This is a genomic window from Streptomyces sp. NBC_00237, assembly GCF_026342435.1.
GTDB lineage: Bacteria > Actinomycetota > Actinomycetes > Streptomycetales > Streptomycetaceae > Streptomyces.
This window is the reverse complement of record NZ_JAPEMT010000001.1, coordinates 582,238-602,683: the sequence shown is the minus strand read 5'-3', so window position 1 is coordinate 602,683 and position 20,446 is coordinate 582,238. Positions and strand designations below refer to the sequence as shown.

The following is a 20,446-nucleotide window of genomic DNA, read 5'->3' as shown; positions in this document are numbered from 1 at the left end:
TGTCCGGCGTGCAAAGCTGGGTGACGCCCCCGCCCCGTACCGGAGAAGAGCAGGACAGAAGCGACATGACCCCCGCAGCCACTGCCCCCGAAGGACAGTCGTCCGCCGAGCGCATCCTCATCGTCGACGACGAGCCCGCCGTCCGTGAGGCGCTCCAGCGCAGTCTGGCCTTCGAGGGGTACGGGACCGAGGTCGCCGTCGACGGGATGGAGGCGCTGACGAAGACGGCGGCGTACGCGCCCGACCTGATCGTCCTCGACATCCAGATGCCCCGGATGGACGGCCTGACGGCGGCCCGCCGACTGCGCCACGCCGGTGACACCACGCCCATCCTCATGCTGACCGCCCGCGACACGGTCGGCGACCGGGTGTCCGGGCTGGACGCGGGCGCCGACGACTACCTCGTCAAGCCCTTCGAGCTGGACGAACTCTTCGCGCGCGTACGGGCGTTGCTCCGCCGCAGCTCCTACGCCGCCCAGGCGGGCCTGCCCGAGACCCCCGACGACGTCCTCTCCTTCGAGGACCTGCGGATGGACATGGTCACGCGCGAGGTGACGCGCGGCGAGCGGCAGGTCGAGCTGACCCGCACCGAGTTCACCCTGCTGGAGATGTTCCTCGCACACCCCCGCCAGGTCCTCACCCGGGAGCAGATCCTCAAGTCCGTCTGGGGCTTCGACTTCGAGCCCTCGTCGAACTCCCTCGACGTGTACGTCATGTACTTGCGCCGCAAGACCGAGGCGGGCGGCGAACCCCGCCTCGTGCACACCGTCCGGGGCGTGGGCTACGTACTACGGGGCGGCGAGTGAACACCCCTGTCCCCCCGGACGCCCCCGCTCCCCCGGACGCCCCCTCCCGCCGCACCGGCCCCGTCCGCTGGTACCGCCGACTGCCCCTGCGCTCGCGCCTCGCCCTCCTGGTCGCCACCGCCGTGGCCCTCGCCGTCGCCGCAGCGTCCGTGACCTGCTGGTTCGTGACCCGCGAAGCCCTGGTGAATTCTCTGGACAAGGCGCTGAGCAGCAGCCGCCTGAACGACGGCGACGTCGTCCGGCAGATCGAGATCGACGCGGAGGCCGGACAGGCGCGGTGCCTGCGGCAGCTCCCCAAGCGGGACGCGACGAGCGGAGTCGACCGGACCACCGTCCAGGTCGTCACCAAGACCGGCGAGCAGTGCGTGATCTACGGGCGGCAGTCCGTCGCCGTCGGCCCCGAGGACTTCGCCGTGGCCGCCGGACAGGCCACCGAGTCCTCGCACGACGCGCCCGCCTCGACCGGCGAGAAGTACCGCGTCTACACCTACCAGCTCAAGAGCTACCCCCACCTCCAGCTCGCCGTCTCGGTGTCCCGCCCGCTCAGCGAGGTCAACGACCCCCTCGACGACCTGGCGCTCATCCTCCTCGTCGTCGCCGGAGTCGGTGTGCTCCTCGCGGGCGCGGCCGGTCTCTGGGTCGCCCGCAGCGGCCTGCGCCCGGTCGACCGCCTCACCGGCGCGGTCGAACACGTCGCCCGGACCGAGGACTTGAGCCTGCGCATCCCCGTCGAGGGCGACGACGAGATCGCCCGTCTCTCGGCCTCCTTCAACGCGATGACCGCAGCCCTCGCCTCCTCCCGCGACCTCCAGTCACAGCTGATCGCCGACGCGGGCCACGAACTCCGCACCCCCCTCACTTCCCTCCGCACCAACATCGAACTCCTCTCCCGCAGCGAGGACACCGGCCGCCCGCTCCCCCCGGACGACCGCAAGGCCCTCCTCGCCTCGGTCAAGGCCCAGATGACCGAACTGGCCTCCCTCATCACGGACTTGCAGGAACTGGCCCGTCCCGAGACGGCCCCCGGCCATGCCGCGCCGAAGGTCGTCGGCCTGCACGACCTGACCCGCACCGCCCTGGAACGGACCCGGTTGCGCGGCCCGGAGCTGACCTTCGACGTCTCCCTGGCCCCCTGGTACGTACGCACGGAACCGGCCGCGCTGGAACGGGCGTTGGTGAACATCCTCGACAACGCCGTGAAGTTCAGCCCCCCCTCCGGCACGATCGCCGTCCGCCTCCACCTCGGCGAACTGACCGTCCGGGACCACGGCCCGGGGATCCCGCCCGCCGACCTCCCGCACGTCTTCGAGCGCTTCTGGCGCTCGCCTTCGGCCCGCGCCCTGCCCGGCTCGGGCCTCGGCCTCTCGATCGTGGCGCGCGCCGTCCGCGAGGCGGGCGGCGAGGTCGCACTGCGCGCCCCGGCGGACGGGGGCCCGGGCACGGAGGCGGTCGTGCGCCTCCCGGGCGCACCGACTCCGCCGCCGAGCGAGGTTCCGTAAGACCGTCCCCTAGGTCAGACCACGGGGAGCCGGTCCACCAGGAGTTCGAGCCTCTGGTCGGCGAGTTCCGGGGGCAGCCGTCCCGCGCGGGCCAGGGTGGCGAGGCCGTGCAGGGCGGCCCAGAAGGTCTCGGTGAACAGGCCCGGGTGGACGCCGTCCCCCGCGACCTCGCCGAGGGTTTCCAGCAGGGCGGCGAAGGCGTCCTTGAGGGGGGCCGGGGTGTCCTCGCGGGCGTACGCCAGGCCGCCGTCGAGCTGAAACAGGGCGTCGTAGACCGCCGGGTTGCGGGCGGCGAAGTCGAGATAGGCGCGGGCGAGGGCGGCGACCCGCTCGCGCGGGCCGTGCGCGGCGGAGGTCGCGGCCCTGATCGCTGCGGCCATCTCGGTGGCGCCTTCGAGGGCGACCGCGCCGATGATCTCGCGCTTGCCCCGGAAGTGGCTGTAGAGAACGGGTTGGCTGTACTCGATGCGCTCGGCGAGACGGCGGGTGGTGACCGCGTCCCAGCCCTGTTGCTCGGCGAGTTCACGGGCCGTCGCCACGATGAGGCGTTCCCGCTCCGACCGTTCACGCTCCTTGCGTTCTTTAACTGACATGAAAGGAATCCTAGCATCGCTAGACAAGCGAGCGGCAGTAGAGCTAGCGTTGCCACATCACCTAGCAACGCTAGATCCGTGAAGGGGTCACCATGCTGGACGCACTTCAGGTCGTCACCACCGTGCTCGTCGGACTGATGGTGGGGGTGGAGGTCTCCGTCGCCTTCGTCATCAACCGGATACTCGACGCGCTCCCCGAGGACAGCGGCCAACTCGGCCGCGCCCACGGCGGCCGGATGCTCGGAGCCCTGATGCCGTTCTGGTACATCGGCTCGCTCGTGCTCGCCGCGATCTGGGCCGTCGCCGCGTGGGGCCAGCAGGGCACCGGGCTGGTCGTCACCGCCGGCGGACTGCTGATCCTCAGCGTGGTCATGTCGATCCTGCTGCTGGTCCCGATCAACAACCGGGGCAAGACGTGGACCCCGGAGAACCGTCCGGCCGACTGGAAGCAGCAGATGAACCGCTGGGACCGCTTCCACTACGTCCGCGTCGCCGTGATCATCGCCGCCTTCACCCTGCTCGTCGTCGCCCTCGTCTGAGCCCGGGGCTCACGAAGCCGACGAAGACACCTACGAAGACACCCACGAAGACTCGCAAGAAGACTCGCAAGGAGAAGAACGATGCTGCTGAAGAAGATCAACACCGCTCTGGTCGCCGTCCTGCTGCTCTTCGTCCTCTGGTTCGGCTCGGGGTACGTCCTGAGCCCGGAGACCATGGCACCCGGCTTCGGCCTGCCGAGCTGGCCGTCCGGCGACGGCGACGGTTTCCTGGTCGTCAAGGGGATCCGCGACGTCGTCATGGCCCTGACCGTGGGCATCCTGCTGGTGACGGGCCACCGCCGGGCGATGGGCTGGGCGCTGCTGGTGGAGGCCGTCGTCCCGTACGGCGACATGGCCAACGTGCTGGCGCACAACGGCTCCGTGGCCGCCGCGCTCCTCATCCACGGCCTCACCGCGACGCTGATGGTGATACTCGGCCTGCTGCTCCTGCGCGAGACCCGCGCGCCGGGTCGGGCACGCAGCAGCACGGGTGCCGCGCACGCGACGGCATGAGTGCCGCGCCCCTGCCTCCATTACCTCCGACGTCATCGACCGTGCTCCCGCACTGCGGCACCGTGGTGCACGTCGACGAGACCCCCACGGGGTTCGGCCCCAGCCCTGACCGAGGAGTGACCATGACCGCCAAGCCCACCGACGACACCGCACCTTCCACTGCCGAGGACACCCGTCGCGTCGTCCAGGAGTTCCTCACGGCGCGGATGGCCGGGAACGAGGCGCGGATGGTCGAGCTCTTCGCGGACAAGGTCGACTGGCTGCTCGCCGAGAACCCCGCAGCCCCGTGGATCCGGCCGCGCTCCACCGGACCCGAATGCGCCGCTCAGGCGCGGGAGTTGGCCGAGTACACGGTGCCGGAGGACTCCCGGGCCTCCCTTGACGCCTTCCTCGTCGACGGCCCGGACGCCGTCCTGACGGGGCACCTCTCGGGGACCGTACGCGCGACGGGAAAGTCCTTCGAGGGCCCCTTCGCGCTGCGTCTCACCGTCGAGGACGGCCGGATCACCCGACACCACCTCTACGAGCACAGCCTCGCGATCGCCGAGGCGTGCACGGCACCCTGAGCCCTTGTGCTCACGCGCGTGCCCGACGTGGGCGGTGCGCCGGGCGTGTGCCCTCGCGTTCCCGGCGGAGCCGCATCTCCCGGCGGATGCGGGCGGCCTTGCCCCGTACGGCCTTGGGCGAGGGCCCGCACGCGGGGTCGGCGCAGGCGGGGCGTCCGCAGCCCCCTCGATCGCCCTGTGCGCACCGCACCGGTTCCGTACTGCGGCAGGGTCGGCAGAGCCCACCCGTGAAGTCCTCGGGCCGCCCGGCCGCCCCGCATCCGACGCACTCGGTCATCGGTACGGCGAGGGGGGCCGGGGGCAGTTCCGGCGGCAGCTTGGCGAGCAGGCGCGCCTGTACGAAGCCGAAGGGGTGAGTGACCCTGGCGGGCAGCAACAGGGTGAGCGCGTAGACGAGTTGGGTCTCGCTGGCCCCTCGCCGGAACCACTCCCCCGCCGTTTCGGCGAGGGCGTAGCACTCGTTCTCCGACAGAGCCAACTGCGGCTCGCGCCGCCCGAGCCGGGCCAGCGCGCGGAAGCCTCGGCCCTCGTCCCCTCCGCCCCTTTCGGATACGCCCGGCTCGGGGTCGTCGTACCCGGAGGACGGGACGCTCTCGGTGAAGACGTCGTGCCACCAGGCGGCGGGCCGGGGCGTGCGGCTGAAGTGGGACTCGGTGACGTGCCGGACGTTGCCCTCGTCGTCCATGAGCCCGATGCGGCGGCGGTGCAGGTGTCCGGCGGCGGTGAGGGCGTTGAGGGCGGTGCCGATGGCGCACTGGCCGTAGGCGGCCATCTCGCGGGCGAGGGTCTTGATGCTGATGTCGGCACCCTCGGGCAGCCGGTCGATGTACTGCGCGACGGCCGCTTCACGCGTGGGCAGGTGTGCGAAATCGCCCTTGCGGCGGGGTTCCTGGTCGGGAGCTTCGCGCTTCCCGAAGCCGGGAGAGGCCATGGGGTGGGCGGGGGCGTGGAGGGCACGACTAAGCTGGCCAACAGCCATGAGATCGTCCTTCTGAGTTTACGATCGGAATGGTCAGGTCCCTGTGTGGTGCTTCCAACACCCGCAGGGGCCGTTCTGTTGTGACGGACCGTACAGGGTCGCCACGCGCTGCCGCCACTCGATCACGAAACGTCACCCGCCTTGCTGAACGGGCGAGTTGGCTTCCCGCGCATTGCTCGGGCACTGCTTGCGCGCGCGAAGGGCGGGTGGGTGGGAATGTGCCCACCAGCCTCTTCCGAGTAAAAGCGTCTCGACCCTCAGGTCTCGAAGCTCAAGCCTTGAATGCCTGGTCAGGGGCCTGGGGCTGCGGGGCCGGATAGAGGACCGGCAGCGGTGCGCGGCAGGCCGGGCAGCGACTCGTACCGTCCATCCACAGGACGATCTTCTTGCAGGAGGGGCAGAGGACCGCTTCACCCCCGTCCTCGGCACTCAACTCTGCGCTGCCTTGCGTCGCTTGCGCTCCAGGAGATCGGTACGCGATCTCCGGACCTCGGCTTCCAGGGCCAGCAGGAGGTTGAGCCGCCGGGCCAGGTTGAGACAGTCCAGCGCGCTCAGCCGACCGAGGTCAAGGGGGACGCCGGGCTCGTCGAGGCAGAGGGCGAGGTGCGGGAGGAGGGTGCCCGCTTTCACCATGGCTGCGAAGAGCTCGTTGAAGGCGACGGTCGCGGTCTGGTTCTGCCGCTCCTGGGCGGAGTCGCGTGGGGGTGTGGTGTTCATTCCTCTTCTTCCTGCTGTCGGAGCGCTGAACTCCGCTGTTCTCCTTCCAGGTTGACCACTCACGGTTACGATCGGTAGGAGTTCGCTATCGGACTGCGATCGAGGTGCGCGGCATATGCCAGGGATGCGGGAGCCGGACCCCAGCGAGAACATCGAGCAGTACATCGGGAACGTGGTTCAGGAGGCCCGCCTCGCCAAGGCCCGCGCGAAGGTCCCGGGCGAGGACTGGTCCCAGACGTTCCTGGCACGGCGGGTCTTCACCAGCCAGTCCCGAATCTCGGAGGTGGAGACGGGTGACGCGCCGCCGGACACCAGCCTGGCGAGGAAGCTCGAATCGGTGCTGGGACTGCGTCCGCTGGAGCTGGTGAACCTGGTCAAGATCCTGGATCAGGCAACGTACGTGGGCTACGCGAAACCATTCCTCCGCAGACAGCAGGAGGCGGCGATGATCCATGCCTGTGGGCACATTGTTCCTGGCCTCCTGCAAACTGCCGACTACACGCGCGAGTTGATCCTCACCGCAAATGCAGGCACCCCCGAGCAGGTCGACCGCACGATCGAACAGCGAAGGGCCCGCCAGGCCGTCTGGGAGCGGCAGGACCCACCGTGGATGTCCGTCGTCCTCGCCGAGTCCGCACTGTACGGGGCTACTGAGCCGCAACTCGCCCGGCTCATGGAAACCTACGGATCGCCCAACATCACCTTGCGGATTCTCCCGAGCCGAGCAGGGCACATCGTGGGAACCATGTCGATCCTGACCCTCCCCAACGGCACCCGGGGCGCATACACCGAGGGCTTCAACACCGGTTCGTACAGCGAGGAAGTATCCCAAGTCCTCTGGTACCAGAAGGTCTATGATCGCCTCGCTGCCCGCGCACTGGCGGTCGAGGAATCAGCAACGGCAACCCAAAAGGCCCTAAAGAGGTTCCATGAGTAGCGAAACCCTGAACTGGCACAAGTCCTCCTACAGCGGCCCGGTCGCCGACGACTGCGTCGAGGTCGCCGACAACACCCCCGGCCTCACCCACCTCCGCGACACCAAACTCGCCGACGGCAGCCCGGTCATCACCATCACCGACCCCACCTGGAACACCTTCCTGACCCTGGTCAAGTAGGCCCTGCTCCGGCCCTCGCACAGCGCTGGCGTGCACCCAGGAGATGCCCCGGCCCCACCCCTTCGCCTAAAGCGCTCGCCGCGCGGCTGGGTGATGGCTGATCGCGCAGTTCCCCGCGCCCCTGGTGGGGCGGGCCCGGGCCCCGTACATCCCTGGGCGGCGGAGCATCCGGTCCGCCCATACCGGGCGCCCTGAGGTTCACCAAGGACTCGGTGAACCTCAGCGTCGACTTCCTCACCGCCGAAGGGCTCGCGGAGGAGGGCCACGGAAGCCGCCCCGACCTCACCACCGGTGCCGGACACTCGATCAGCGTCGACTCGTACGTGAGCGTCGACGCCTAGCGGACGTGCCGGGGCGACAACGACCTTCACGCCCGGACTTGTGATTGCCGTTGCGGCAGCTTCTACGGTCGTGACCAGGGCCGGAAGGACCGGCCCGCAAGGCGATGCGTACGCGTGAGGAGTGACGGCCATGGACTGGCCGATCGCCGAGGTGGCCCGGATGTCGGGCGTGACCGCCAGGACCCTGCGGCACTACGACGAGATCGGACTGCTCGCGCCAGCCCGGATCGGGGCCAACGGCTACCGGTACTACGGCGAGCGGGAGTTGCTGGACCTCCAGCAGATCCTCGTGCTGCGGGCCCTGGGCCTGGGTCTCGATGACATCGGCCGGGTCCTGACCGAGCAGGTCGACGAGGTGGAGGCCCTGCGCGGCCACCAGCGGCGGCTGCTCGCCGAACGGGACCGGCTCGACACCCTGGCCGCCACCGTCTCCCGCACGATCGCCGAACTGGAGCAGTCCAGGAAGGACGGCAACCCCATGACCATCAACCGCCCCGAGAACCTCTTCGACGGCGTCCAGCCGGAGCAGTACCAGGAGACCCTGCGTGACTTCCCCGAGCACGCCGAGCAGGTCGCGCGGCGCGTCGCGGACATGAGCCCGCAGGACGTCGAGGCCGGGCAGCGCGAGCGCACCGCCCGGATGGCCCGCCTCGCCGAGCTCATGGCCGACGGCCACCCGGCCGGCGCCGAACCGGTGCGGACCGAGATCGACGGTCAGTACCGGGCGCTGACCACCCTGCGGCCGGTGTCCCCGGAGGAGTTCCGGGAGTTCGGCCGCTCCTGCGTCGACAACGCCGCATGGCGTGCCGCCTACGAGGCCGTCGCACCCGGCCTGGCGGCGTTCCAGCGCGACGCCATCGACGCTTACGCCACAGGCCACCTGGCCTGAACGGCAGGTGGGACAGTTCTCGCCGAGTCTGTCCCACCTGCGCTGAGAGCCGACTCACCCCTCCGGGACAGTTGACCTCAACGGAACTTGAGCTTCTAAGTTCGTTCCAGAGCCGCAGGAACCGACCGGCGGCCCTCGTCACCGGAGGTCCGCCATGACCGAACACTCCGCCCCCGCCGACATCCCCGACCGGTACCGCTACGCCGTGATCCCGCACATCATGGTCGCCGACGCCGCCGCCGCGATCGACTTCTACCAGCGGGCGTTCGGCGCGCGCGAGGACTTCCGGGTCGAGGCCCCGGGGGGCGGGATCCTGCATGCCGAGATCGCCGTCGCGGGCTCCGTGCTGATGCTGGGCGACGACATCGCGGACAACGACACCCCGGGCGCGACAGAGCTGCCCTCCTTCGTCCCACCGTCCTCGCTCGGCGGCAGGACCTCCGTCACGCTGCACGTCTACGTGCCGGACGTCGACGGCCTGGTGAAGCGCGCGGAGGCGGCCGGGGCGGAGATCCTTCAGCCTCCGACGGACATGTTCCACGGCAATCGCACGGCCATCCTCAAGGACCCGTCGGGTCATGTGTGGGCGTTCCTGATGCCGCTGGAGGACGTCCCGCAGGAGGAGCTCTCACGCCGCTTGGCCGCCGAGTAAGGGGCACCCGGCAAGCCAACGAGACGGAACGTCTTGCCAGAGGTGCCACAGGGGTCTGTCTTCGTTCAAGCGAGACGGAACGGTTCGTCTCTGTCTTGCGGCCTCAGCCGCCTCTCAAAGGACCCCACTTGTTCCGAGCCCCAAGCACCCCCCTCACCGCAGCCACCACCCAGCTCACCCTCCTCGACCTCACCAAGCGCTACGGCGACCGCACCGTCCTCGACCGGGTGTCCCTCACCGTCCGCCCCGGCGAGAAGGTCGGCGTCGTCGGCGACAACGGGTCGGGCAAGTCGACCCTGCTCCGGCTCGTCGCGGGCCGCGAACTCCCCGACAACGGCACCCTCACCGTCACCGCCCCCCCCCGGCGGCACCGGCCACCTCGCCCCCGCCCTGGTGGAGGAGCTGGAAGCCGCCCTCGCCGCCTTCCCCGGCACCCTGGTCGTCGCCACCCACGACCGCCGCCTCCGCGAGAGCTTCGCGGGCGGGGAGCGGCTGGAGCTGGTGGCCCGGTGAAACCCCGCGCACCGCAGCCACCACCACAACCGAAGCAGAAGGGGCGGCACCCGGGAGATTCCCGGGTGCCGCCCCTTCGCGTGCGTGCGGTCGGACTTACTGCACGATCTTGATGCGGTCCGTGACCGGCGGGGCGATCGGCTTGGCGGCGCTGGAGTTCGCGGCCAGGTAGGCGTTGAAGACGTCCAGGTCGGAGGCCGCGTTGAGCTTGTTCTTGCCGAGGGCGAGGGCGGGGAAGTTGTCGCCGCCGCCTGCCAGGAACTCGTTCATCGCGACGCGGTAGGTCTTGGCCGGGTCGATGGCCGCACCGTTGAGCAGAACCGTGGCGGCGTCGATGCGGTCGGCGCCCTTCTTGGTCAGGTCCAGGGTGTAGGTCAGGCCCTTGGATATCTGGAGGATCCGGGGGGATGCCTCGTTCAGGCCGCTGACCTGCTGCTTCAGGGCCGCGATGAGGTCGGCGCCGGTGAGGTCGACGACGTTCATGAGGTTGGTGAAGGGCTGGACCGTGAAGGCTTCGCCGTAGGTGACGACGCCGTCCCCTTCCGCGCCCGACGCCTTGAAGACGAGGTCCGAGCGGATGCCGCCCGGGTTCATCAGCGCGATCTGCGCGCCGCCCTTGTCGGCTGCGGACAGGCCCTGCTGCTGGGCGTCGGCGATGAGGTTGCCGAGGGGCTTCTCCATCGCCGTGGAGCCACGGCCGTTGATGTCGGCGGAGATGTAGCCCTGGGGGCGGTTCGCGATCGGGGCCGCGAGGACGTTCCAGCGCTCGATCAGGTCCCGCATGTCCGCGCCCAGCTTCTTCCGCTCGGGCTGGTCACGGGTGACGATGTAGTTGCGCGAGGTCGGCGACTTGGCCGTGGTGCGGACGATGTCCTTGGTACGGCGGTCGTAGGTGAGCGTCGTCTCCGTGTAGACCTTGCCGAAGGAGGCGGCGGAGGTCACCAGACGGGGGTTGCCCGCCGGGTCGGGGATGGTGCAGACGTACGACTGGTGGGTGTGGCCGGTGACCAGCGCGTCGACCTTGGGGCTGATGCCCTTGGCGATGGCGGTGATCGGACCCGAGATGCCGTCGCCGGGGCCGGGGCTGTCGCAGTTGTAGTCGTACGCGCTGGAGGCGGGCGCGCCGCCCTCGTGGATGAGCGCGACGATGGACTTCACGCCCTGCCGGTCGAGCTCCTTGGCGTACTTGTTGACGGTCTCTATCTCGTCGTGGAACTTCAGGCCCTTGACGCCGTTGGCCGTGACGACGCCCGGGGTGTTCTCCAGCGTGACGCCGATGAAGCCGATCTTGACGCCGTTCTTCTTCCAGACCGTGTACGGCTTGAGGAGCGGCTTGCCGGTCTTCTCCTTGGTGACGTTCGCGGAGAGGTACGGGAAGTCGGCGCCCTTGAACTTCTTGGGCTTGCCCTTCTTGTCCTTCTCGTAGCAGCCCTCGGTGGGGTGGCAGCCGCCGTTCTGGATGCGGAGCAGTTCCGCGGAGCCCTCGTCGAACTCGTGGTTGCCGACGGAGGAGACGTCGAGCTTCATCTTGTTCAGGGCTTCGACGGTGGGCTCGTCGTGGAACAGCCCGGAGAGCATGGGGCTGCCGCCGATCATGTCGCCCGCGGCGGCCGTGACCGAGTACTTCTTGCCCGCGCGAGCCTTGCGGAGGCTGGTCGCCAGGTGCTCCGCGCCACCGGCGTCGACCGTGCCGACCTTGCCCGAGGAGCCCGCCGGGGGCTCCAGGGTGCCGTGCAGGTCGTTGAAGGAGAGGAGCTGCACGTCGACCGTGCGGGACGGCTTCGGGTGGCCGTTGCCACCGTCGCCGTTTCCGCCGCCGTGGCCCTGCGCGGACGCGGGCAGCGCGGCGACGAGCGCGCCGACGGTGGTGAGACCGGCTGCGGCGACGAGGAACCGGCGGGCGGCACGGTTCGGACGAGGATTCGCTGACATCTGTCCCCTTGTGAGTTCAGCGTGAAGGGTGCGGGGTGCGTTCGAGAGCCTAAAGTCAACGCGCGTAGCGCAACAGGGGGTCACGGGTTACGAGGTGGTTTCCTTTGGCGGTACGTCAGGGTTTGGGTAGATGTCGGCCTTTCGGCCGGAGGCGGCGCGTCGGGTCTGCGTTCCCTCGGCTTTCCCCTCGGCTTTCCCTCGGCTTTCCTTCGGCTTTCCCCTCGGCTTTCCCTCGGCTTTCCCCTCGGCGTTCCCCCTCGCCGTACGCGCGTCTCGCCGTACCCTCGACCCCATGACCAGCGACGCAACCCTTCCCGGCCCCGGCCGCCTCCAGATCCTCGACGCGCTCGACGAGGAGCAGGCCGCCCAGGTGATCGAGCTTCTGTCCGACGCGGCCCGTTCGGACGGCGTGCAGGCCGTTTCCGAGCAGGGGCGGCTCCAGCTGCGCGGCGGAAAGCGAGAGGGAGTCACGCACTTTTTGATCAGCGACCGTGACAGCGGTGACCTCCTCGGGTACGCCCAGCTCGAAGGGGCCGACCCCGTCGAGGCGCCCGCCGCCGAGCTCGTCGTACATCCCGAGCAGCGCGGGAAGGGGTACGGGCGGGCGCTCGGCGACGCCCTCCTGGACGCGTCCGGGCGGCGGCTGCGGGTGTGGGCGCACGGCGGGAAGTCGGCGGCGCGGCATCTGGCGCAGGTGCTGGGGATGACGATGTTCAGGGAACTGCGGCAGTTGCGGAGGCCGTTGACGCAGCCGCTGGACATCGCGGAGCCCGTGTTCCCCGAGGGCGTGCGCGTACGGACCTTCGTGCCGGGGCAGGACGACGCGGCCTGGCTCGCGGTGAACGCCGCCGCGTTCGCGCACCACCCCGAGCAGGGGTCGCTGACGCAGCGGGACCTGGACGACCGGATGGCGGAGGAGTGGTTCGACCCGAAGGGGTTCTTCCTCGCCGTTCGCGAGGAGGGTGGGGAAATCGTCGGGTTCCACTGGACCAAGGTGCACCGCGCCGAGCAGCTCGGCGAGGTGTACGTCGTCGGGATCGCGCCCGGTGCGCAGGGGGGCGGGCTGGGCAAGGCGCTCACCGCGACCGGGCTGCGGCACCTGGCCGCCGAAGGGCTGCCGACCGCTTCCCTGTACGTGGATGCGGACAACGTCGCGGCGGTGACCGTCTACGAGCGGCTCGGCTTCACCACGTACGAAACGGACTTGATGTACCGGACCGAGTCGTAACGAACCCTGATTGACCCCCGACGCACTTTGATTGACCCCCGACGCACCCTGGTTCGTCCCCTAGGGGCCGGTGTCTCGATTGACACCGGCCCCTTTCTGGATCACCCTTTCACTACTTGATTAGTGAAAGGGGGGTGAGTGCGATGGTCGAGTACCGCATCGACCGGCGCAGCGGAGTCGCCACCTACCTCCAGATCGTGCAGCAGACCAAGCACGCCCTGCGGCTCGGACTGCTGGAGCCCGGGGACCAACTCCCCACCGCCCGCGCGGTGGTGGAGGCGACGGCGATCAACCCGAACACCGTCCTCAAGGCGTACCGGGAGCTGGAGCGGGAGGGCCTGGTGGAAGCCAGGCGCGGGATGGGGACGTTCGTGACCCGGTCCCTGGGGGCAGCGCAGCCCGCCGATTCACCACTGCGCGAGGAACTGCGGGAGTGGGCGGGGCGGGCCAGATCGTCAGGGATGGACAAGGACGACGTGGCCGCACTCATCACTTCCGTACTGGACCAGATCTTCGAAGGGGAGCAGGGATGAACGAGGGGGCAGGGATGGCCGAGGGGGCAGGGATGAATGAGGGGGCAGTGCGATGACAACCGCCGCGATCGAGGCCGTCGGGCTCGGCAAGAGGTACGGACGGCTCGGCAAGTGGGCCGTCCAGGACTGCTCCTTCCGGTTGCCGCAGGGGCGGATATGCGCGTTGGTCGGCCCCAACGGGGCAGGGAAGTCAACGCTGTTGGGGCAGCTGGCCGGGCTGATCCGGCCCACCGAGGGCGAGCTGCGCGTGATGGGGAAGGTGCCGGGTGCGGCGCGCGAGCACCTCGCCTTCCTGGCGCAGGAGAAGCCCCTGTACCCGCAGTTCACGATTGACGAGACCTTGCGGATGGGCCAGGAGCTGAATCCGGGACGGTGGGACGCCGAGCGCGCCGTCCGCATCGTCAGGGACGGAAACCTGGATCTGGGGACGAAGGTACGGGAGCTGTCCGGCGGGCAGCGCACCCGCGTCGCCCTCGCCCTGTGCCTGGGCAAGCAGCCCGATCTGCTGCTCCTCGACGAGCCGATGGCCGACCTCGACCCGCTCGCCCGGCACCAGCTGATGGGCAACCTGCTCGCGGAGGCGGGCGACAGCGGCACCACCGTCGTCATCTCCTCCCACATCCTGGCCGAGCTGGAAGGGGCCTGCGACTACCTGCTGCTGATGGAGAACGGGCGGATCCGGCTCGGGGGCGAGACGGAAGAACTGCTCGCCGCGCACGCGCTGTTGTCGGGTCCGGTGGCCGAGATCGTGTCGGGGACGACCGTCGTCGAGTCGAAGGTGACAGGGCGTCACATGACGGCGCTGGTGCGGCGGGACGGGGCTCCGTTCGGGGGCGGCTGGGAGGTCGTCGAGCCGACGCTCGAAGAGCTGCTGCTCGCCCACATGAGGTCGCCCGACGCGCCCCCGCTGCTCACGCCGAGTGCGGAGCCGATCCGCCTGGCAGCGGGGTCGGCGTCGGGGCGTTCCTCGGCGGGGGTGTCCGCATGAGTGCCGTTTCGCTGATGTCCAGGATGCCCAGGGCGGCCAGGCTGAGCGGGCCGCGCTGGGTGACGGCACGTCAACATCGCTTCACGGCAAGGGTGTTCTGCGGAGCGCTCGCCGTCGCCGCGCTCGGCGTGGCGGTCTTCCTCGTCGTGACGGCGCTCGTCGACCCGAAGGGCGCGTTCGCGCGGGACGCGGACACCGGAATGGGGATGCTGCTCCAGCGCGCCCTCTTTGTGACCGGACTGCTGCCCGCCCTGATCGGGGCGTTCGTCGCGGGGCCGCTGGTCGCGCGGGAGCTGGAGTCGGGGACGTACACCTGGCTGTGGACGCAGTCCGTGTCCCCCGTGCGGTGGCTCGCCACGAAGCTCGCGCTGGCGACGGCGGTGACGCTGGGCGGGTCGGCGGTGCTGGTGGTGCTGTTCCGGTTGACCGTGGGCAGCCTGACGGAGCGCGCCACGATGCATCTGGCCTGGGACGGGCCCGCGTACGAGCTGCTCGGTCCCGTGCAGGTCGCGCAGTCCGCGCTGGCCGTCGGGGTCGGCACGCTGGTCGGGTTGCTGATGCGCAGGACGGTGACCGCGATGGCGTTCACCGGGGTTTCGGTGCTCACCGTCCAGTTCGCCTTCTCCGAGCTGCTGCGGGAGAAGCTGTGGCCGGTCGAGACCCTGGTGTCGAAGCAGCCGATGTACGAGGACATGTACACCCCGGGCGTGCGGGTCGTCGAGGACGGCATGCTGACCGCTTCCGGGGAGCGCGTCCTGCCCCGGGAGTGCCTGGCGCAGACGGGCGGCGGCAAGTCGTCGGAGGAGTGCATGATCGACCAGGGCGGGGTCCAGTACTTCATGGACGTGCACCGCGAGGGTCACTTCTGGCCGCTCCAACTCGTCGAGTCCGGACTGCTGTTGGTGGCGGCGGGCATAGCGGTCGCCGTCGCCTTCCGGGTGCTGCGGGGCAAGCATGCGGGGGCGTCGTGAGCATGGCCGTGGCGCTTTCGAGGGGCGTGACGCAGGCGAGGGCTGTCCCCTACCGATACGTACTGCGACAGCACCGGGCCGCCCTGCGGACCGCTCTGGTCCTGGCCGCTCTCGGCTCGGTGCTGCCGCTGGCCGCGACGGTGTGGTCCGGGGCACAGGAGGCGCGGCAGGGGTGGACCTTCGCCGTCGGGGACGTGGTGTCGCTGGGGCTGCCGCTGTTCGGCGGGGTGCTGGTGGCGGGGCCGATGGTCGCCGAGGAGCTGGCCTCGGGGACGTACAAGCTGGCCTGGACGCAGGGCGTCACCCCGGCGCGCTGGCTGGCGGCGAAGCTGCTGGTGCCGGTCGGGGTGCTGCTCGCGCTCACGCTTCCGATGGCGGGGGTGATGGGGGCACTGCGGGACGCGGCGCTGCCGATCGGGCCCGCGCCCGTCGCGTACACGCTCTTCGCGGTGGCCTTCGGGGCGCTGTGCGGGCTGCTGGTACGCCGTACGACTGCGGCGATGGCCCTCGCGGGGCTGGTGCTGGGGGTCACGCTGATGGCGGGCGGGTCCCAGCCGTACGACACGTTCGACGCGCAACTCACCCTGACCGTACCGCTGTTGGCGGGCACGGCCGTGGCGGCCGCGGCTGCCTTCCTGCTCCTTCACCGCGCAGCACGGGGAGACGCTTCATGAGTACGGACACGAGTACGCTGCCGGCCTCGCCGCAGGCCCCCCGGACACGCCCCGGGAACCTGCGGCGGGGGGCGGTCCGCGTGGTGCTGCGGCAGCACCGGCGCGCGATCCAGGTGGCCGGAGTGCTGCTCGGGCTGGCGCTGGTGGCGGCGGTGATGATGCGCTGGGTGGGAGTGGAGGACGGCTCGCCGCTCAGGACGCGGATGCGGAGCCTCACGGAGGACGTCGCCTTCGTGGCGCTGGTGGGGCCGATGCTGCTGGGCGCGTTCGTGGCGGGGCCCATGGTCGCGCGGGAGCTGGAGTCGGGGACGTACAAACTGGCCTGGGCGCAGGGGGTGTCCCCGGCGCGGTGGCTGGTCGCGAAGCTGGGGGTGGCGGCGGGGCTCGCGGTGGCGGGGTGGGTGCTGCTGGGGGTGACGTACCGGGTGGGGCTCGGTGCTTTCGAAGCGGCTCCCTTCCAGTGGCACCAGGCCCACAGCTATGCGGCGTCCGGCATCGCCGGGACCGCGTACGCGCTCCTCGGGGTGGCCTTCGGGGCGCTCGCCGCGCTGTTGGTGCGGCGCACGGTGGTGGCGATGGGGGTGACCGTGGTGGTGACGGGCGGCGTGCTGCTGGCGCTGGGGCGCATACGGGAGTACCTGTGGCCCGTGGTGACGCTGGCGCGCAGGGAGGGGCCCTCGTCCGTGATGGGGATCGTCCCCTCCCAGTGGGAGACGTCCTACGGGATGCTCACCGAGTCGGGGCGGCGGCTGGACTGGGAGCACTGCTGGACCGAAGCGGCGTCGACGGCGTACCCCGACCCGAAGACGTGCATGGCGGCGCGGGGGGCCGTCGAGCACTACTCGGACGTGCACCCGGAGTCCCACTTCTGGCCGCTCCAGCTGGTGGAGACGGGGATCGTGGTGGTGCTGGGGGCGGGGGCGGTGTGGCTGGCGTTCCGGGTGTTGCGGAGGTTGCACGGGTAGGCCGGGGCGGGCCGCATCACTCGGTGGCCGTGAGGTCCTTCGCGTAGTACTCGATGGCCGCCCGGTACTGCCGCACGGAGGCGTCGTCGCTGGTTTCGGCGAGGAGGCGCAGCAGGAGCCGCATGCCTTCGTGCGCCTCGCCCGTGTTGAACAGGGCCATGGAGAGGAAGGTCCTCAGCGCGCCGTCCTCGGGGAACTCCGCCGCCCCGGTGCGCAGGGTCCGCACGGCGTCCTCGTACCGGCCGAGGATCCGGTAGGTGCTGCCGAGGCCGAGGAGCGCGCCCTTGCGGTCGGCCGGGGTCAGGGTCCCGGCGAGCGCGCTCTCGTAGAACGGCACCGCCTCCGCTTCGAGCCCGAGCCGGTCGTGGGCCCATGCGGTCTGGTACGCGATCTCCGCGTCGGCGGGGAAACGCTCGGAGAGGGAGAGGAGGCGGGTGCGGGCTTCCTCGGTGCGGTCGGCGGTGCGCAGGGCTATGGCTTCGGCGAGGAGGGAGGTGCGGTCGTTGAGGGTGGTCATGGGTGCATGATCGCAAGGGATAGGTGCGTCAGCGGACGTAATCCTTGAGTTCCTCGGTGTCGAGCTCGATGCCCACAGGCTCGGGGATCGTGATCGGCAAGCCGAAGGCAACGCTGTGTACGTCCCTGTACTTTCCACTTTCCTGATCGGGCCTGCTGAACACAGACACCTTGCAGGAGTCCCGGTCGATCAGCAGATACACCGGGATACCCGCTGCGGCGTAGGCTGCGGGCTTTTCGACTCGGTCCCGATTGTTGGTGTCCGAGTCGTACGAGGTGACCTCGACCGTCATCAGCACGCCTGCCGGATCGGCCCAGTCTCCGTGGCCTGCGAAGTTCTTCCTCGGCGCGAGCGATCCATCAGGCCGGACCCTTCCCTTCCGGTAGGACCCGACCTTGAGTCCCTGATCCGGTCCGTACAACGCCCACCCGGGTTTATGCTGCATGCATACAGCCCTCAGCCACTCGACGATCTCGTTGTGGTCCCCATCCGGCATGCTTCTGAATCCGATCCGCCCGTTGATGAATTCCAACCTGACGGCGTCGGTCTCCCTCTCCAGGGTCTTGGCGATCCCCTCGAACTCCTCCGGAGACATCTGCACTGCGCGCTCTGCCATAACCGTCATGCTGCACCCCCTTCTGTGCGGGCACCAGTGTGGCGGGACCGGAGCAGCGCCGAGCGGCATCGGGGGATCTTCACCCATCCGGGTGATCAGCCCCCTACCCCGGCGTCACCAGCCTCGCCTCGTACGCGAACACCGCCGCCTGTGTCCGGTCCCGCAGACCCAGCTTCACCAGCACCCGGCTCACGTGCGTCTTGATCGTGGACTCGGCGACGACCAGCCGGGAGGCGATCTCCCCGTTGGAGAGCCCGTTCGCGATCAGGACGAGGACCTCGGTCTCGCGTTCCGTGAGGTCGCCTATCTGGTCGGGCCCGACGGGCCGACGGGCCGACGACGACTCGGTCAGCTTGGAGAACTCGGCGATCAGCCGCTTCGTGACCGCCGGGGCGAGCAGCGCCTCGCCGCGCGCCACCACCCGTACGCCCTCGGCGAGCTGGCGGGCGGACGCGTCCTTCAGCAGAAAGCCGGAGGCCCCCGCGCGCAGCGCCTGGTAGACGTACTCGTCGAGGTCGAAGGTGGTGAGGACCAGCACCTTCGCGTCCCCGTTCGCGGCGACGATCTCGCGGGTGGCCTCGATGCCGTTCAGCTCGGGCATCCGGATGTCCATCAGGACGACGTCCGGGTGCAGCGCCGCCGTCTGCGCGATCGCCTGCCGCCCGTCGACGGCCTCACCGACGACCTCGATGCCGGGCATCGCGTTGAGCAGGACGGAGAACCCTTCCCTGACCATCATCTGGTCGTCGACGATCAGCACCCGGATGGGGTCGGCGGGGGCAGCGGACGGGGCGTGCGCGGTGGTCATGCGGCGGACTCCGGGTGCGGCTCGGCGGGCTCCTTGCGGAGCATCGACGGTACGGCGTCCTCGACGGCGCACCCCTGGGCGGGCACCGGAACGGTGTCCTCCACCGCCCCCGAAGCCACCGACGACGTCGCGGGCACCGAAGCCACGGCCCCCGCACCCACGGTCCCTGCCGCCACCGGCACGAACACCGTCACCTCGAAGCCCCCTCCTGCCGTCGGCTCCGCCGTCATCTCGCCGTCCAGCATCTGCACCCGCTCCCGCATCCCGGTCAGCCCGTGCCCGGCGCCGGGCGACGGCGGGGCGTCGGCCGTGCCGGGTTCGTTGACCACCCGCAGGCCCAGGCCGCCCAGGACGTGGCTCACCTCGACCCTGGCCGCCGCGCCCGGCGCGTGTCGCAGCACGTTGCTCAGGGCCTCCTGGACGATGCGGTACGCCGACAGCTCCACGCCCTGCGGAAGCGCGCGGACCGCACCGGTGGTGGCCAGCTCGACCGAAAGACCGGTCTCCTGGACGTTCGACAGCAGGCGCGGCAGGTCGGAGAGCTGTGGCTGCGGGGCGTCGGGGGCCTCGTAGTCCTCCGCCCGTACGACTCCCAGTACGCGGCGCAGTTCGGTGAGGGCCGCCACCGCGTTCTCCCGGATCGTGGCGAACGCCTGCTCCAGCTCGGGCGGCGGATTCTCCACCCGGTACGGGGCGGCTTCGGCCTGGATGGCGACGACCGACATGTGGTGGGCGACGACGTCGTGCAGCTCACGGGCGATGTTGGTGCGCTCTTCGAGCAGCGTGCGCCGGTCGCGCTCGACGGCGGTGACGGTCCTCTGGGCGACGATCTCTCGCTGCTGGGCGACGATCTCGCGCTCGGCCGTCCGGCGGACGTGGAGGAAGGAGACCAGGAGGAGGGGCAGGCCCACGGCGAGCAGGAACGCGGGCCCGTTGTAGATGACCTGCACGTCCTCCGACAGCATCATCGTGGTCAGCCCCACGTACACCGCCGCGAGGCTCCACATCCAGGCCGCCGCCCGGGGCCGGGTCCTGGCCGCGACCACCGTCATCACCACGAGCATCGCGGCGATGGAGCCGGGCGGCCACGGATACCCCGAGTCGAACGCCCCGATGTTGCCGGTGACCGGAGCCATGATCAGACACGCCCACCAGGCGAGCACCGGCCGGATCAGGCTGAGCGCGACCGGCACCGCCGAGAAGACGCCGATGAAGAACTGCGCCTCCACGTCGGAGTCGGTCGAGTAGCCGATGGCGAAGGTGATGACGGCCAGCACCAGGACCAACACGTGCACCGACCAGGTCGCCACGGCCCGTATCCGCTCCGGCACACGGGCCCACCCGGGACCGTCCGTGCGCAGGGGCGGGAGCGGCCGGAAGGCCAGCGGGGCACGCAGGAGGTCCTCGCGCAGTCCCCGCAGCGCCGTCGCGGCGAGGCGGAATTCCGGGCTTCGGCTGCTGGATTTCTGGTTCACGTTTCCCACGGTAGGAC

24 protein-coding genes and 1 pseudogene are annotated in these 20,446 nt (G+C 70.3%); 17 read left to right on the top strand and 8 right to left on the bottom strand.

Going from position 1 to position 20,446, the window contains the following annotated elements; all coding sequences use genetic code 11:
* The first annotated feature begins 65 nt into the window (after positions 1-65).
* Both OG897_RS02505 and OG897_RS02500 read left to right on the top strand, forming a co-directional pair.
* Positions 66-806, top strand: a complete 741-nt coding sequence (locus OG897_RS02505; RefSeq protein WP_266652432.1) for a response regulator transcription factor — start codon at positions 66-68, stop codon at positions 804-806.
* Positions 803-2,305: a HAMP domain-containing sensor histidine kinase gene (locus OG897_RS02500; RefSeq protein WP_266652430.1), complete on the top strand. Its 1,503-nt coding sequence runs from the start codon at positions 803-805 to the stop codon at positions 2,303-2,305. Before OG897_RS02505 ends, OG897_RS02500 begins: the two co-directional genes overlap by 4 nt.
* A 14-nt stretch (positions 2,306-2,319) precedes the next feature.
* On the opposite strand, the gene OG897_RS02495 is transcribed toward OG897_RS02500, so the two are convergent.
* Positions 2,320-2,898: a TetR/AcrR family transcriptional regulator gene (locus OG897_RS02495; RefSeq protein WP_266652428.1), complete on the bottom strand. Its 579-nt coding sequence runs from the start codon at positions 2,896-2,898 to the stop codon at positions 2,320-2,322.
* A gap of 92 nt (positions 2,899-2,990) precedes the next feature.
* Between OG897_RS02495 and OG897_RS02490 the strand changes: the two genes are divergently transcribed.
* From OG897_RS02490 to OG897_RS02480, 3 genes are all read left to right on the top strand, one after another.
* Complete coding sequence (locus OG897_RS02490; RefSeq protein ID WP_266652426.1) at positions 2,991-3,437, top strand: DUF1772 domain-containing protein; 447 nt, start codon at positions 2,991-2,993, stop codon at positions 3,435-3,437.
* An 81-nt stretch (positions 3,438-3,518) separates the two neighbouring features.
* A complete protein-coding gene (locus OG897_RS02485) occupies positions 3,519-3,950 on the top strand; it encodes a DUF4267 domain-containing protein (protein WP_266652424.1) in 432 nt (143 codons plus the stop codon).
* Between the two features lie 122 nt (positions 3,951-4,072).
* Complete coding sequence (locus tag OG897_RS02480) at positions 4,073-4,516, top strand: nuclear transport factor 2 family protein (RefSeq protein ID WP_266652422.1); 444 nt, start codon at positions 4,073-4,075, stop codon at positions 4,514-4,516.
* Positions 4,517-4,526: 10 nt separating this feature from the next.
* On the opposite strand, the gene OG897_RS02475 is transcribed toward OG897_RS02480, so the two are convergent.
* Positions 4,527-5,495 (bottom strand): hypothetical protein, encoded by a 969-nt coding sequence (locus OG897_RS02475; RefSeq protein ID WP_266652420.1) that lies wholly within the window; start codon positions 5,493-5,495, stop codon positions 4,527-4,529.
* Between the two features lie 429 nt (positions 5,496-5,924).
* A complete protein-coding gene (locus OG897_RS02470) occupies positions 5,925-6,212 on the bottom strand; it encodes a hypothetical protein (protein WP_266652418.1) in 288 nt (95 codons plus the stop codon).
* Positions 6,213-6,336: 124 nt separating this feature from the next.
* On the opposite strand from OG897_RS02470, the gene OG897_RS02465 reads away from it, so the two are divergent.
* The 6 genes and pseudogenes from OG897_RS02465 to OG897_RS02440 all read left to right on the top strand — a co-directional run.
* Positions 6,337-7,149 (top strand): helix-turn-helix transcriptional regulator, encoded by an 813-nt coding sequence (locus tag OG897_RS02465; protein WP_266652416.1) that lies wholly within the window; start codon positions 6,337-6,339, stop codon positions 7,147-7,149.
* The gene (locus tag OG897_RS02460; RefSeq protein ID WP_266652414.1) at positions 7,142-7,327 is read left to right on the top strand and encodes a DUF397 domain-containing protein; all 186 of its coding nucleotides are present in this window, start codon (positions 7,142-7,144) and stop codon (positions 7,325-7,327) included. Before OG897_RS02465 ends, OG897_RS02460 begins: the two co-directional genes overlap by 8 nt.
* Positions 7,328-7,539: 212 nt before the next feature.
* Positions 7,540-7,668: a hypothetical protein gene (locus tag OG897_RS02455; protein WP_266652412.1), complete on the top strand. Its 129-nt coding sequence runs from the start codon at positions 7,540-7,542 to the stop codon at positions 7,666-7,668.
* Between the two features lie 130 nt (positions 7,669-7,798).
* A complete protein-coding gene (locus OG897_RS02450; RefSeq protein ID WP_266652410.1) occupies positions 7,799-8,557 on the top strand; it encodes a MerR family transcriptional regulator in 759 nt (252 codons plus the stop codon).
* A gap of 154 nt (positions 8,558-8,711) precedes the next feature.
* Entirely contained in the window at positions 8,712-9,209 is a 498-nt protein-coding gene (locus tag OG897_RS02445) for a VOC family protein (RefSeq protein ID WP_266652408.1), read from the top strand.
* 128 nt (positions 9,210-9,337) lie between these two features.
* Positions 9,338-9,590: pseudogene (locus OG897_RS02440) on the top strand (ATP-binding cassette domain-containing protein); the annotation flags it as partial.
* 228 nt (positions 9,591-9,818) lie between these two features.
* On the opposite strand, the gene OG897_RS02435 reads toward OG897_RS02440, so the two are convergent.
* Positions 9,819-11,654, bottom strand: a complete 1,836-nt coding sequence (locus OG897_RS02435; RefSeq protein ID WP_266652406.1) for a bifunctional UDP-sugar hydrolase/5'-nucleotidase — start codon at positions 11,652-11,654, stop codon at positions 9,819-9,821.
* A 292-nt stretch (positions 11,655-11,946) separates the two neighbouring features.
* On the opposite strand from OG897_RS02435, the gene mshD reads away from it, so the two are divergent.
* The 6 genes from mshD to OG897_RS02405 all read left to right on the top strand — a co-directional run bounded on the left by mshD (position 11,947) and on the right by OG897_RS02405 (position 17,013).
* Positions 11,947-12,882: a mycothiol synthase gene (gene mshD / locus OG897_RS02430; protein WP_266652404.1), complete on the top strand. Its 936-nt coding sequence runs from the start codon at positions 11,947-11,949 to the stop codon at positions 12,880-12,882.
* A 143-nt stretch (positions 12,883-13,025) separates the two neighbouring features.
* Positions 13,026-13,415 carry a GntR family transcriptional regulator gene (locus tag OG897_RS02425; RefSeq protein WP_266656504.1) on the top strand — a complete coding sequence of 130 codons (390 nt, stop codon included), beginning with the start codon at positions 13,026-13,028 and terminating at the stop codon, positions 13,413-13,415.
* Positions 13,416-13,467: 52 nt separating this feature from the next.
* Complete coding sequence (locus tag OG897_RS02420) at positions 13,468-14,403, top strand: ABC transporter ATP-binding protein (RefSeq protein WP_266652402.1); 936 nt, start codon at positions 13,468-13,470, stop codon at positions 14,401-14,403.
* Positions 14,400-15,374 carry an ABC transporter permease gene (locus OG897_RS02415; protein ID WP_266652400.1) on the top strand — a complete coding sequence of 325 codons (975 nt, stop codon included), beginning with the start codon at positions 14,400-14,402 and terminating at the stop codon, positions 15,372-15,374. The genes OG897_RS02420 and OG897_RS02415 overlap by 4 nt, the downstream gene beginning before the upstream one ends.
* A gap of 26 nt (positions 15,375-15,400) precedes the next feature.
* Positions 15,401-16,048: a hypothetical protein gene (locus OG897_RS02410; RefSeq protein ID WP_266652398.1), complete on the top strand. Its 648-nt coding sequence runs from the start codon at positions 15,401-15,403 to the stop codon at positions 16,046-16,048.
* Positions 16,045-17,013, top strand: coding sequence for an ABC transporter permease (locus OG897_RS02405; RefSeq protein WP_266652396.1), 969 nt, complete (start codon positions 16,045-16,047; stop codon positions 17,011-17,013). Before OG897_RS02410 ends, OG897_RS02405 begins: the two co-directional genes overlap by 4 nt.
* Before the next feature lie 16 nt (positions 17,014-17,029).
* Here the strand turns inward: OG897_RS02405 and OG897_RS02400 are convergent, their stop codons facing one another.
* From OG897_RS02400 to OG897_RS02385, 4 genes are all read right to left on the bottom strand, one after another.
* Positions 17,030-17,530, bottom strand: coding sequence for a tetratricopeptide repeat protein (locus OG897_RS02400; protein WP_266652394.1), 501 nt, complete (start codon positions 17,528-17,530; stop codon positions 17,030-17,032).
* Positions 17,531-17,558: 28 nt separating this feature from the next.
* Positions 17,559-18,155 (bottom strand): Uma2 family endonuclease, encoded by a 597-nt coding sequence (locus OG897_RS02395; protein ID WP_266652392.1) that lies wholly within the window; start codon positions 18,153-18,155, stop codon positions 17,559-17,561.
* Positions 18,156-18,249: 94 nt separating this feature from the next.
* The gene (locus OG897_RS02390; protein ID WP_266652390.1) at positions 18,250-18,954 is read right to left on the bottom strand and encodes a response regulator transcription factor; all 705 of its coding nucleotides are present in this window, start codon (positions 18,952-18,954) and stop codon (positions 18,250-18,252) included.
* Complete coding sequence (locus tag OG897_RS02385) at positions 18,951-20,429, bottom strand: sensor histidine kinase (protein WP_266652388.1); 1,479 nt, start codon at positions 20,427-20,429, stop codon at positions 18,951-18,953. Before OG897_RS02385 ends, OG897_RS02390 begins: the two co-directional genes overlap by 4 nt.
* Positions 20,430-20,446: the final 17 nt, after the last annotated feature.